Annotated in this window: 12 protein-coding genes; 6 read left to right on the forward strand and 6 right to left on the reverse strand. The window is 67.7% G+C overall.

Annotation, left to right across the window (positions count from 1 at the left end; all coding sequences use genetic code 11):
• Nucleotides 1-49 precede the first annotated feature (49 nt).
• On the forward strand, nt 50-1,444 hold the full coding sequence (locus tag DIS04_RS03155) for an aminotransferase-like domain-containing protein (RefSeq protein ID WP_111412256.1): 1,395 nt from the start codon (nt 50-52) through the stop codon (nt 1,442-1,444).
• Between the two features lie 14 nt (nt 1,445-1,458).
• Here the strand turns inward: DIS04_RS03155 and DIS04_RS03160 are convergent, their stop codons facing one another.
• The gene (locus DIS04_RS03160) at nt 1,459-2,493 is read right to left on the reverse strand and encodes a GlxA family transcriptional regulator (RefSeq protein ID WP_111412257.1); all 1,035 of its coding nucleotides are present in this window, start codon (nt 2,491-2,493) and stop codon (nt 1,459-1,461) included.
• A gap of 107 nt (nt 2,494-2,600) precedes the next feature.
• Here DIS04_RS03160 and DIS04_RS03165 point away from each other — a divergent pair, with 107 nt between their 5' ends.
• On the forward strand, nt 2,601-3,704 hold the full coding sequence (locus DIS04_RS03165; protein WP_111412258.1) for a class I SAM-dependent methyltransferase: 1,104 nt from the start codon (nt 2,601-2,603) through the stop codon (nt 3,702-3,704).
• On the opposite strand, the gene DIS04_RS03170 is transcribed toward DIS04_RS03165, so the two are convergent.
• Entirely contained in the window at nt 3,683-4,933 is a 1,251-nt protein-coding gene (locus tag DIS04_RS03170) for an acetate/propionate family kinase (RefSeq protein ID WP_111412259.1), read from the reverse strand. The two genes, DIS04_RS03165 and DIS04_RS03170, sit on opposite strands and share 22 nt — an antisense overlap.
• Nucleotides 4,930-6,348 (reverse strand): bifunctional enoyl-CoA hydratase/phosphate acetyltransferase, encoded by a 1,419-nt coding sequence (locus DIS04_RS03175; protein ID WP_111412260.1) that lies wholly within the window; start codon nt 6,346-6,348, stop codon nt 4,930-4,932. The genes DIS04_RS03170 and DIS04_RS03175 overlap by 4 nt, the downstream gene beginning before the upstream one ends.
• A gap of 166 nt (nt 6,349-6,514) precedes the next feature.
• Between DIS04_RS03175 and DIS04_RS03180 the strand changes: the two genes are divergently transcribed.
• From DIS04_RS03180 to DIS04_RS03195, 4 genes are all read left to right on the forward strand, one after another.
• The gene (locus DIS04_RS03180; RefSeq protein ID WP_111412261.1) at nt 6,515-6,940 is read left to right on the forward strand and encodes a RidA family protein; all 426 of its coding nucleotides are present in this window, start codon (nt 6,515-6,517) and stop codon (nt 6,938-6,940) included.
• Between the two features lie 177 nt (nt 6,941-7,117).
• The gene (locus DIS04_RS03185) at nt 7,118-8,251 is read left to right on the forward strand and encodes an ABC transporter substrate-binding protein (RefSeq protein ID WP_111412262.1); all 1,134 of its coding nucleotides are present in this window, start codon (nt 7,118-7,120) and stop codon (nt 8,249-8,251) included.
• The gene (locus tag DIS04_RS03190) at nt 8,241-9,311 is read left to right on the forward strand and encodes a FecCD family ABC transporter permease (protein ID WP_111412263.1); all 1,071 of its coding nucleotides are present in this window, start codon (nt 8,241-8,243) and stop codon (nt 9,309-9,311) included. The genes DIS04_RS03185 and DIS04_RS03190 overlap by 11 nt, the downstream gene beginning before the upstream one ends.
• Nucleotides 9,305-10,054: an ABC transporter ATP-binding protein gene (locus DIS04_RS03195; protein ID WP_111412264.1), complete on the forward strand. Its 750-nt coding sequence runs from the start codon at nt 9,305-9,307 to the stop codon at nt 10,052-10,054. The genes DIS04_RS03190 and DIS04_RS03195 overlap by 7 nt, the downstream gene beginning before the upstream one ends.
• Here the strand turns inward: DIS04_RS03195 and DIS04_RS03200 are convergent.
• From DIS04_RS03200 to DIS04_RS03210, 3 genes are all read right to left on the reverse strand, one after another.
• Nucleotides 10,032-10,931, reverse strand: coding sequence for a DMT family transporter (locus tag DIS04_RS03200; protein WP_111412265.1), 900 nt, complete (start codon nt 10,929-10,931; stop codon nt 10,032-10,034). The two genes, DIS04_RS03195 and DIS04_RS03200, sit on opposite strands and share 23 nt — an antisense overlap.
• 20 nt (nt 10,932-10,951) lie before the next feature.
• The gene (locus DIS04_RS03205) at nt 10,952-11,947 is read right to left on the reverse strand and encodes a substrate-binding domain-containing protein (protein WP_111412266.1); all 996 of its coding nucleotides are present in this window, start codon (nt 11,945-11,947) and stop codon (nt 10,952-10,954) included.
• A 114-nt stretch (nt 11,948-12,061) separates the two neighbouring features.
• Nucleotides 12,062-12,586 carry a gluconokinase gene (locus DIS04_RS03210; RefSeq protein WP_245904466.1) on the reverse strand — a complete coding sequence of 175 codons (525 nt, stop codon included), beginning with the start codon at nt 12,584-12,586 and terminating at the stop codon, nt 12,062-12,064.
• Nucleotides 12,587-12,595 lie beyond the last annotated feature (9 nt).

Genomic DNA, 12,595 nt, shown 5'->3' on the forward strand with positions numbered 1-12,595 from the left:
TTGTTAGCATAATGAGGCTAATTCCGCCGTCAAAGGTTTTATTGTCACCATGACAATGTGGGTTCCACAGCTTGCCGAAACGGGCGTGCGCTACCGAGCCATCGCCGAGTCCATCGCCGTGGCGGTGCAGGCCGGTGAGCTCCTGCCGGGGCAGAAACTCCCGCCGCAGCGCCGCCTGGCCGACCGCCTGGGAGTCACCGTGGGGACCGTGACCCGCGCCTACGCCGAAGCCGAGCGCCAGGGCTGGGTGGTGGCCCGGGTAGGCAGCGGTACCTACGTGCGTGGCGCCGAGGCGTGTTCGGGCCAGGATTTCCTCGCCAGTCGCCCTGTCGAAGATGGCATCATCGACCTCAGCCTGAGCCTGCCGCCGCCGCACCCGATGCGAGTCGCCAGCCTGGGGCGCGTGCTGCAAGAGATCGCCGAGCAGCCCGCGGTGCTCCATCGCGCCGTGGAGTACCAGCCGGATCGCGGCGTAGCCGCCCATCGCGAACAGCTCGCCGCCTGGATGACCCGGCTGGGCATGCCCGCCGAGCCTGAACCGCTGACCGTCACCCAGGGCGGACAGCACGGCATCCACCTGGCGCTGCAGACACTGACGCGGCCGGGCGAGCGCATCGCCGCCGACGTGCTCACCTACCCTGGCCTGATCACCGCCGCCAGCCAGGCGCACCTCAAGCTGCTGGGCGTGCCGATGGACGCCGAGGGCATGGACATGGACGCCCTGGCGCGGCTCTGCGCGCAGCAGCCACCTCGCCTCGTCTACGTCACCCCCGACCAGAACAACCCCACCGGCACGCCCATGAGCGAAGCGCGCCGTGAACGCCTGGTGGCCCTGGCCCGCCGCCACGACTTCTGGATCGTCGAGGATGGCGTGCAGTACCTGCCCGAGGCGGAGCGCGGCACGCCGGTCTACCGCCTGGCACCGGAGCGCACGCTGTTTCTCTTCAGTACCGCCAAGGTGCTGGCCGGCGGCCTGCGCATCGGCACCCTGCTGTCACCACCGGCGCTGCGCGAGCGGCTGGGGACGGCGCTGCGCGCCCAGAGCTGGATGGTGCCGCCGCTGATGGTTGAGGCGGTGTGCCGCTGGGTGGCAAGCGAGGAGAGCGACGCCCTGCTCGCGTGGCTGATCGAGGAGCTGGGCGAGCGCCAGCACATGGCGCGGCAGCGCCTGGCCGGCTACGCGGTGAGCGGACGTCCGCATGGCAACAACCTCTGGCTGCCGCTGCCGGAGGGGCTGCGCAGCGCCGTGTTCGTGGAGGCGCTGGCGCAGCGCCGGGTCCTCGTCAGCAGCGCCGAGCCCTTCTGCGTGGGCAGCGAGCCCGCGCCCCAGGCGCTGCGGCTGTGCCTGAGCGCCGCGCCCTCGCGCGAGGCGCTGGCCCAGGCCCTGGAGGCCCTGGCCGAGCTGCTCGCCGAGCCCCCCGCGGCACCCTGGCAGACCCTGTAGCGCAACGGGCCGCCTCAGGACAGGCGCAACCGCAGCCCGCGGAAGCGTCGCCGGTAGCGGCTGGGCGTCAGCCCCACGCGACGACCGAACAGGCGGCGAAAGAAGCTGGGGTCGGCATAGCCGAGCTGCTCGGCGATCGCCTCGATCGGCTCGTCGCCCTGCTCCAGCAGCTGCTTCGCCTCCTCCAGGCGCAGGGTGTGCACGTAGTCCATCGGCGTCATGCCGGTCGCCGCCTTGAAGCGGCGCTTGAAGGCGCGTTCCGACAGGCCGCTGACCTCCACCATGCCGGCCACCGGCGAGTGATCGTCGTAGTGCTGGGCGACCCATACCTGGCAGCGCGCGATGCAGGCGTCCGCCACCTGGCGCGAGCTGCTCAGCACGGCATAGGGCTGCTGCCCATCCTGGTGCCAGTCGATCAGATGGATACGCGCCAGGCGCATTGCCTCGTCGGTGCCGAGCAGGCGGGCCACCAGGTAGAGGGCAAGATCGAACCAGCTGGTGCCGCCGCCGGCCATGATCAAGCGTTGCCCTTCCCCGCTGGCGACCAGGATGCGGTGCGGATGCACGCGCACCCCGGGATAGCGTCGCGCCAAGGCCTCGCAGTAGGCCCAGTGGGTGGTGGCCTCCTGCCCCTCCAGCATTCCCGACTCGGCCAGCAGCATGGCCCCGGTGCAGGCTGCCGCCAGCAGCGCCCCCTGGGCATGACGATCGCGTAGCCAGGCGATCTCGGCGTCGTAGCGGCCCGCCAAGGAGTCATCGGGGGCGATGAAGAGATCCGGAATGCAGGCCGCGGTGATCGGCGGGCACTCCTCCAGGCTGCTGTCGGGCTGGACCCAGGCGCCGTTGGGGGCGCGGAAGCCTTCGCCACTACGCGAGACGATCAGCGGGCGCAACAGTGGCTCGCCCATTTGCCCATGGATCAGGAAATTCCAATCCCGCCCCGCCGAGCCGAACAGGTCGAACATGCCGTACAGCGTCGAGGCGGTCGCCTCGGGTGTGGCCAGCAACGCCATGGTCAGCGGCTCATCGGTTTCGACATCGTTCCCCATGGCAGAAAACTCCTGTTTACGTCGCATTGCGCCTGCGTGGCGGCACGCCGTTCGTCGTAACGTGATCCTGTACGACAACGCCAACGACAACACGAAGGAGAGCCACCATGTGTGATGTTCCCACTCTTGGCACCAAGCAAACCAACACTGGCGCTGCCACCACGACCGAAGCCTTCGAGGAGCGCCTGGTCGAAGCGCTCAACGCAAGCGGCCTGATGCTGCTGCTCTCGCTCGGCCATCGCACCGGCCTGCTGGCGGCCATGGCCGAGGCGCCCCCCGAAACCAGCAAGACCCTGGCCACGCGAACCGGTCTCCACGAGCGCTACGTACGCGAATGGCTGGGCGGCATGGTCGCCGGCGGCGTGATCGAGACCGATCCGTCGGCCGGCACCTACTGGATGCCGCAGGAGCATGCCCTGCTGCTGACGGACAAGGGCCCGGTCAACCTGGCGGTCTACTCGCAGTTTATCGCCATCCTGGGCAGCGTGGAGGACGACGTGGTGCGCTGCTTCCATGAAGGCGGCGGCGTGCCCTACTCGCGCTATCCGCGCTTCCACGAAGTGATGGCCAGCGACAGCGGCCAGACCGTGCTGCCGGCCCTGTTCGATGCCATCCTGCCGCTGGTCGAGGGCCTAACCGAGCGGCTCGAGCGTGGCATCCGGGTGCTCGACTGCGCCTGCGGTCGCGGCCGGGCGCTGATGGCCATGGCCCAGCGCTACCCTGCCAGCCGCTTCGTTGGCTACGACCTGTCGCAGGAGGCCATCGACTGGGCCCGGCGTGAAGCCGAACACGCCGGGCTAGCCAATCTCACCTTCGAGGTGCGTGACCTGAGCGACTTCGACGAGACCGCCGAGCCCGAGGCCTTCGACCTGGTTACCACCTTCGACGGCATCCACGACCAGGCGCGGCCGCGCCGTCTGCTCAGGGGCATTCGTCGCAGCCTGGCGCCGGGCGGCGTCTACCTGGTGCAGGACATCCACGCCTCGAGCCACCACCATCTCGACCGCGAACACCCGCTGGGAACCATGCTCTACGCGGTCTCGGTGAGCCACTGCATGACGGTATCCCTGGCCCAGGGCGGCGAAGGGCTGGGTACCATGTGGGGGCGCGAGCGCGCGCTGGCCTACCTGGAGGAGGCCGGCTTCGGCGACATCGCGGTGCACCAGCTCGAGCACGACATCCAGAACGACTACTTCGTCTGCCGCCCCTGAGAATCCGGGCGCAGCGGCAGCGCGGCGGCGGTGTACCAGGCGATCATGCGCTCCTCGTCGGTGGGAATGACCCACAGCCCGAGCCCGCTGTCGGCAGCGGCGATGTCGGTGGCATGGGCGGCGTTGGCCGCGGCGTCGAGCCGCGCGCCAAGCCACTCGCAGCCCTTGGCCACGGCGGCGCGCACCGGGGCGGCGTGCTCGCCGATGCCGGCGGTGAAGACCAGGTGGTCGAGCCCGCCCAGCGCCGCCGCGAGGCTGCCGATCTCGCGCACGATGCGGTAGACGTAGAGCTCGATGGCCTCCGCCGCCTCGGGCGCTCGGCTGGCCAGCAGTTCGCGCATGTCGCCGCTGATGCCCGACACGCCAAGCAGGCCCGACTCCTGGTAGAGCATGCGCTGCAGCGCCGCGGCGGGCAGGTTCTCCTGCAGGATCAGGTGCAGCACCAGGCCGGGATCGAGGCTGCCGCTGCGGGTGCCCATCATCAGCCCCTCCAGCGCAGTGAAACCGGTGGTGGCGGCCACGCTGCGACCGTCGCGCAGCGCACACAGGCTCGCGCCGTTGCCCAGGTGGGCAATGATCACGCGCCCGCTCGGCATCGCCTGGCGGTAGCTCGGCAGCACCTGCTCGGTCAGGGCACGGCTGACGTAATCGAAGGAGAGCCCGTGGAAGCCGTAGCGAATCACCCCCCGTTCACGAAAGCGGCGCGGCAAGGGGAAGGTCTGGGCCACCGTCGGCTGGGTGGCATGAAAGGCGGTGTCGAAGCAGGCGATCTGGGGTAGCGTCGGGCGCAGGCCGGCCAGCGCCCGCACCGGTGCCAGGCCATGGGGCTGGTGCAGCGGGGCCAGCGATACCAGCGCCTCGAGCTGAGAAAGATTTGCCTGGTCGAGGCGCAGCGGCTCGCGGTAGCGCGAGCCGCCGTGAACGACGCGGTGGCCCACGGCGCGCAGGTCGCCCAGGGCCGGGTTTGCCTCGATCCACTCGAGCAGGCGGGCCAGCGCGCCCGGGTGGCCTAGCAGGGGTGGCACGTTCCGCAGCGCGGCGGTGCACGCTTCGTCCGCGGCCTCGTCGAATCCCGCCCCCAGTTCGAGGCGCGCCTGATCGCCCAGGCCCGAGAACTGGCCGCGGCAGCGCAGCGTCAGGCCCATGGGGGTTTCCGCATGCGCGGCCTCGAACAGGGCGAACTTGAGGCTGGAGGAGCCGCTGTTGATCGCCAGTATCTCGCCGCTCATGGCCCGGCCTTCTTGCGCTGCTCCGTCACCAGCAGCGCCAGCGCGCAGGAGGCCAGGCGGGTGATGGCATCGTCGGCGCGGCTGGTGAGAACGATGGGCACCCGGGCGCCCATGACCAGCCCGGCGCCGGAGGCGTCGGCCAGGTAGGTGAGCTGCTTCATCAGCATGTTGGCCGATTCGAGGTCCGGCGCCACCAGGATGTCGGCGCGCCCCGCCACCGGCGAGACGATGCCCTTGGCCGCGGCGGCCGCTTCGGAAACGGCGTTGTCGAAGGCCAGCGGCCCGTCGAGCACGCCGCCGCGTATCTGGCCGCGCTCGGCCATCTTGCACAGCGCCGCCGCCTCCAGCGTGGAGGCGATCTTGGGGTTGACCGTTTCCACCGCCGAGAGAATGGCCACCTTGGGCAACTCGTTGCCGACCGCGTGGGCCAGATCGATGGCGTTCTGCACGATATCCTGCTTGTCGGCCAGCGTCGGGTAGATGTTGATCGCCGCGTCGGTGATGAACAGCGGTCGCGGATAGGTGGGCACGTCGAAGGCCATCACGTGGCTCAGGCAGCGCTCGGTGCGCAAGCCGGTGTCGCGCTTGACCACTTCATGAAGCAGCTCCTCGGTGTGCAGCGCCCCCTTCATCAGCGCCTGCACCCGCCCCGCCCGGGTCATCGCCACCGCCTCGGCCGCCGCGGCATGGCTGTGCGGCACGTCGACCAGCTCGAACTCGCCGATCTCGATGCCGGCGGATTCGGCGGCGGCATGCACCTTGGCCTTGGGCCCCACCAGCACCGGGAGGATCAGCCCCTGGCGCGCCGACTCATAGGCGCCGCGGATCGACACCTCGTCCACCGGGTGCACCACCGCCATGCTCACCGGCGCGGGGTGCTCGGCGGCGCTGAGCATCTCGTGCAGGCGCGCCCGCTCGGCCAGGCGTACCCGCGGCAGCGCGGTGCGAGAGCGACGCACCTTCTCGGTGGGCGCCTGGACCTCCGCCTCGCCCTCGATGACGGTCTCGCCGTTCTGGTTGGTGCAAAGGCATTCGAAGGTGACGCGCTTGTGGCGCGCGTCCTTGGCCTGGGCGCGCACGCTCACCCGCAGCACGTCGCCGAGGCGCACCGGCTGGCGAAAGCGCAGGGTCTGGCCCAGGTAGATGGTGCCCGGCCCTGGCAGCTCGGTGCCGAGCACGGTGGAGATCAGCGCCCCGCCCCACATGCCGTGGGCGACCACTTCCTGGAAGCGCGTGCTCCGGGCGAAGTCGTCATCGAGATGCGCCGGGTTGATGTCCCCCGACATGATCGCGAAGAGCTTGATGTCGTCGAGGGTCAGGCGCTTCTCGAGCGATGCCGAATCGCCGACCTGGATCTCGTCGAAGGTGCGATTCTCGATTTGGCCGTTTTCGGTCCACTGAACCTGACTGTCCATACGCTACGCCTTGATCGGAAAGGGGGCCACGGGCGCGTCGAATACTGCAACGCAGCAAGTCTCAGTCGATAGCATCGACCACGCTCATGGTGAAGGCAAGCGCCTTGCACCCAAGGCGCGAAGCGCCACAATGAATGGAACGATAACCCGACGAGGCCCAGCCGCCATGCATCGCTTCCTCAACGATCCGACGCTCGCCGTGCCGGTCTTCCCCGGCAGCCACATCGCGATGGATGGCCACTACCTCTTTCTTTCCGGACTCACGGTGACCGACATCCAGGGCGGCGAGGCCGTGGTCGGCGACATCGCCGAGGAGACGCGCTGGGTGATGCGACGGCTGTCGCGCATGCTGGAGTACGCCGGCGCCTCGCTGGCCCATGTGGTGCGGGTCGACATCCACCTGACCAACCTGGATACCATCCACACCATGGATGCGGCCTACGCCGAGTTCTTCGAGAACCACAGCTATCCGGCCCGCACCTGCACCGAATCGTCACGCCTGAGCGGCGGCGCCAACGTGGAGATCACGCTGATGGCTCGCCAGCCGTCGACCTCCTCTCATTGCAAGGGCGAAGCCGACCACGAGGAGTGACGCCACCTCCCTGCTGGCCATCTCGACAAGAGCCGAGCATTCGACCATACTGCCCGCGCTTGCGATTGGGAATGATACGCAACAGCCACTCTTTTAGTTTTCCATATCGGGGGTGATGGCAGTTGCCAGGCATATCGGCATTCGGCTCGGCCCCCCAGAGCGATGAAACTCCAGAACATGAACAGCAATCTTTCTAGGGTACTCTGCGTCACGGCGCTGACTTTGGGCTGCACCGCCGTGCAGGCCGAACAGATCACCGTTACCGATATCGCTGGCCGCGAGGTCACACTCGAGGTTCCCGTCGAGCGCATGATTCTCGGCGAAGGGCGCCAGGTCTACCTGCTCGGGGCCCTGCAGCCGGAAGACCCCTTTGCCGGCGTGGTGGGCTGGCGCGAGGATTTCTCGCAGGCCGATCCGGATAGCTATGCCCGCTACGCCGCCCAATTCCCGCAGCTCGAGGATCTGCCAACCTTCGGCGGCTTCAAGGATGGCACCTTCGACGTCGAGCAGGCGGCATCCCTCGCCCCCGATGTCATCTTAATGAACCTCGAGGCCAAGGCAGCCACCGAGGATGCCGCCTATGACAAGAAGCTGGAGGAGCTCGGCATTCCCATTGTCTATGTGGACTTTCGCGAGGATCCGCTCAGGCATACGATTCCCTCCATGCGCCTGCTGGGCCAGTTGCTGGGCGAGGAAGAGGACGCCGAGGCGTTCATCGAATTCTCCGAGGCGCAGATGGCGCGAGTCACCGAGGTAATCGAAAGCGAAATCGACGCCGACGAGCGTCCGAGCGTGTTTATCGACCGGGCGGGCGGTTATTCCGACGACTGCTGCATGAGCTTCGGCCCCGGCAATTTCGGCGAGTACGTCGAGCTCGCCGGCGGTGACAACATTGCCAAGGACATCATTCCGACCACCTTCGGCACGCTGAACCCCGAGCAGATCATCGCCGCCAACCCCGAGCACGTGGTCGTCACCGGCGGCAGCTGGGACGCCTATGTGCCCGGTGGCGCCTGGGTCGGTGTAGGACCCGGTGCCGACCTGGATAGCGCCCATGCGAAGCTCGAGGCGTTGACCGAGCGTACCGCCATGAGCGGCATCGAGGCCGTCGAGAAGGATAATTTCCACGCCATCTGGCACCAGTTCTACAACAACCCCTACTATTTCGTCGCCGTTCAGCAGTTGGCCAAGTGGTTCCATCCGGAGCTGTTCGCCGATCTCGACCCCGAGGCGACGATGCAGGAGCTGCACGAGCGCTTCCTCCCCGTGGGGTATGAACCCGGCTATTGGGTCTCGCTGGATGAGCAATGAGATTGCCCAGCCAACCGGCACGGCCGAGGAGCACGGTTTCTACCGTGCCCTCGTGCTGCGGCGCCAGCTCATCCTGCTGGCGCTCACGCTTGGCCTGGCGCTGAGTTTCTGTGTCGACCTGGCGCTGGGCCCGGCTCGCTTCAGCCTCGGTGAGGTACTGGCCGCACTGGCGACACCCGATGCCGTGAGCCAGCAGGCCCGGGTCATCCTGTGGGAGATCCGCATGCCGGTGGCACTGATGGCGCTGGTCGTGGGTGCCAGCCTGTCGATCGCCGGCGCCCAGATGCAGACCATCCTCAGCAATCCGCTGGCCAGCCCCTTCACCCTGGGGATCTCGGCAGGCGCCAGCTTTGGTGCGGCGCTGGCACTGGCCTTCGGCGTGGTGATCATTCCCGCCGCGGTGGAGTACGTGGTACCGATCAACGCCTTCATCATGGCCATGGTGACCGCCTTCATGATCCATGCCATGAGCCTGAGACGCGGGGTCACGATCGAGACCATCGTGCTGCTGGGCATCGCCATGGTGTTCATCTTCAATTCGCTGATGGCGCTGATCCAGTTCTTCTCCAGCCAGCAGGCGGTAGCAGCCGTGGTGTTCTGGACCATGGGCAGCCTGACCAAGGCAACCTGGCCGAAGTTCTGGATATCTTTCGTCATTCTCTGCGCCGTGCTGCCGCTGCTGGCACGTCATGGCTGGGCACTGACCGCCATGCGCCTGGGCGATACCAAGGCCGAGAGCATGGGGGTCAATCCACGCGCCCTGCGCCTGGAGGTGATGGTGCTGGTCTCGCTGCTGGCCGCCATTGCCGTGGCCTTCGTCGGTACCATCGGCTTCATCGGCCTGGTCGGGCCGCATATCGCGCGCATGCTGGTGGGTGAGGATCAGCGTTTCTTCCTGCCCGGTTCGGCGCTGTGCGGCGCACTGATCCTGTCGATCGGCTCGGTGCTGTCGAAGATCATCCTGCCCGGCACCGTCATTCCCATCGGTATCATCACCTCGCTGGTGGGCATTCCCTTCTTCCTGTTTCTGATCCTCAATCACAAGAAGGCCTCATGGTAACGCTCCAGCTCGACCGCCTGTCGGCTCGCTACGGTCGCCGCCAGATCCTGGCGGAAATTTCCACGCCCCGCTTCGAGGGCGGTCGCGTGGTGGCGTTGCTTGGCCCCAACGCGGCCGGCAAGTCCACCCTGTTCCGGCGCATCTTCGGCGTGCTCAAGGGCGGCGGCGAGGTCCGCATCAGCGGGGCCAGTTCCGCAAGACCGGTGGCCTACATGCCCCAGGACACCGGCGTCAATGCCGTGCTGACGGTTTACGAGTCGGTGCTGCTGGCGCGTATGCAGGGGCGCGCCCTGAAGGTACGGCCGGAAGATCTGGCAAAGGTCGATCAGGCCCTGGAAGAACTGGGCATAACGGCACTCGTCGAACGCGACATCGGCGACATCAGCGGCGGACAGCGCCAGCTCGTCAGCGCCGCCCAGGCCCTGGTGCAGGAACCGGAGATCCTGCTGCTCGACGAGCCCACCTCGGCACTGGACCTCAACCGCCAGATCGGTCTGCTCTCGATCCTGCGCCGCCTGGCCCGGGAACGCCAGATGCTGATCATGGTGGCCCTTCACGACCTGGGCCATGCGCTGCGCTTCACCGATGAGGCCATGGTGCTGGAAAATGGCCGGTTGGTCACCTGCGGCAAGACCTGCGATGTGGTCACGCCGGAGCTGTTGCACCGGGTCTACCGGGTCGAGGCCCGTATCGAGCCCTGCTCGAGGGGTCAGCCCCAGCTCATCGTCGAAGCAAGCGTCTGAAGCCGCGCCCCTCCAGCGCCGCCAGCCCTGCCCCACCCAGAATCAGTGGCAGGGCCAGCAGAAACCCGCTCGATAGCGGCAAGCCGAAGATCAGCAGGTCGGCCAGCACCGGCCAGATCATCGCGACGTACTCGAACGGCGCCAACCGTGAGGCCTCGGCGTAGCGTAGCGCCAGGGTCATGGCGATATGCGCCGCTCCGCCGAAGAGCCCCGACAGTATCAACAACCACAACTCCGCCCATGTCAGCGCCGTCCATCCCCAGGGCAGCGTAGCCAGCCCCGCCAGGGTCGAGATCAACACGAAGTAGAAGGCAATCGAGGCAGCCGTCTCGGTGCGTGAGATACGCCGCACGGTGAGCAGCGCTCCGGCGGACAGCAGCGCCGCGAGCAGGCCGAGGAGATAACCCTCGAAACGAACGCTACTCGTGCCCGCTTCAAGACTGGGCAGGATCAGCACGGCGATACCCGACACCGCCAGCAGCATCGCTGCCCCACGCTGAGGGGTGAAGGATTCGCCCAGCAGAGCGACGCCGCCGAATGCCATCAGCACCGGTGTCAGTTGCATCAGCAGCGTGGCTTCCGCCACCGGCAACAGGGCGAGCGAGGCAAAGGAGGCGAACATGGCCGTTGCCCCCAGGCCCGAGCGCAGCAAATGCCCCGCGGGGCGCCGAGTGGCCAGGCCAGCCGGGAACTCCCCTCTTGCCGCGAGAAACACCACGATGGGTAACAGGGCGAAGGCCGAGCGGAAGAACACGGCTTGTCCCACGGGGACCTCACTGCTCACCGCCTTGATGCTGACCAGCATGGCGGCGAACAACAGGCCCGACAGCAATCTTAACAGGATGCCGGCCGTGGGCCGGTCGGTGACAGGTTCCATCAGTCTTCCTTGTCAGCCAATCAAAGCGTCATGCCCGGTTCGATGGAATACCCCATGTCGATGGTCTGGTACTCGAGTTCACCGCCCTGGATACGCCGCAGCAGCTCGGTGGCGGCACGCTTGCCGATCGCCTGGCGCGGGGTGATCACGCTGGCTAGCCGCGGCGTCATCACCTGGCCCACGTCGTGGCCATGGAAACCGGCGATGGCCATGCGTGCCGGCACCTCGACGCCACGCCGCAGGCACTCGAAATAGGCCCCCACCGCGACGTCGTCGTTGGTGCAGAAGATGCCGTCGGTCTCGGGATGCTCGGCGAGGATCTCGTCGAGCAGTGCCGCCCCCACGCTGTACGAGGAGCGCTGGCTGCGCTGCAGCGTCAGCGGCGTGAACCCGTGCCGCTCCATGGCCTGGCGGTAACCCTGCTCGCGCTGGCGCGTCCGCGAGTCGAGGCGCACGGCGAGGTAGACGATCCGACGCCGGCCATGACGGATCATCTCGCTGACCATGTCATCGGCGGCACGCACGTTGTCGAAGCCGATCGACTGCTGCAGCGGCGGGGTCAGCGAATCCATGATCTCCACGATGGGGATGCCTGCCGTCTCTAGCATCCGGCAGGTGCGCGCGGTGTGGTGGCTGTCGGAGAGGATCACGCCATCGACGTTGTAGGAGAGCAGCGAGGCGAGGCTGCGCTCCTCCAGCTCCTGGCTGTAGCCGTAGTGGGAAAGCATCAGGTGGTAGCCGAGCGGCTCGGTGACCTCCTCGATGCCCACCAGCACGTCGGCGAATACCTGGTTGGTCAGCGAGGGCACCAGCACGCCGATGGAGTGGCTGGTGGCACGCGAGAGCAGGTCGGGCGCCCGGTTGGGAATGTAGCCGACCTGTTCCGCCGCCCGGAAGATCCGCTCGCGCAGGCCCTCCGAGACGGTGGTGGGATCGCGCAGGCAGCGACTCACGGTCATCTTGGTCGCCCCGACCCGGTCGGCAATGTCCTGCAGTGTCGGTCGCTTCTTCTTCACGGTGCCCCGCTGGCTGCTGTTGGTCCTGGCCGGCGCCGAGCGGCACCCGCCGCCGGCACGAGCGGCATCATACCGGAGTCGCCCCGGTCCCGCCGCTGACTCGAGCCAATCCCCTCAGGGAGCGCGGTGCACGTGAGGCAAGGCTTCCAGGAATGTCTCGACGATCGTCTCGGGAGTTTCGCCGATGCTGCACACCACGGCCTCGGCTTCCGTCGGGGGCTCCAGGTCGTGGAGCTGGCTGTCGAGCATCGCCTCGCCGCGAAAGAAGTGCTCCTCCCGTGCGGCCAGGCGCTCACGCAGCTGCTCGCGCCGCCCGTCGAGAAACAGGAAGGCGAGCCCGGGGTCGCCGCGCCGAAGCAGGTCGCGGTAGCGCTGCTTCAGCGCCGAGCAGGCCAGGACCAGCGAGGCATCGCGGCGGCGATGGTCGCCGATCAGCCCCGCCAGGGTCTCCAGCCACTCGCGGCGATCCTCGTCGTCGAGCGGAATGCCGTTGGCCATCTTGTCGACATTGGCCGGCGAGTGGTAGTCGTCGCCATCGACGAAGGCGACGCCCAGGCGGCTGGCGAGCAAGGCGCCGATACACGACTTGCCCGAGCCCGACACGCCCATCACCACGATGCGGTAGGTGTCATCCTTCACGAGACCTCC

The organism is Billgrantia lactosivorans (genome assembly GCF_003254665.1).
Lineage (GTDB): Bacteria > Pseudomonadota > Gammaproteobacteria > Pseudomonadales > Halomonadaceae > Halomonas > Halomonas lactosivorans.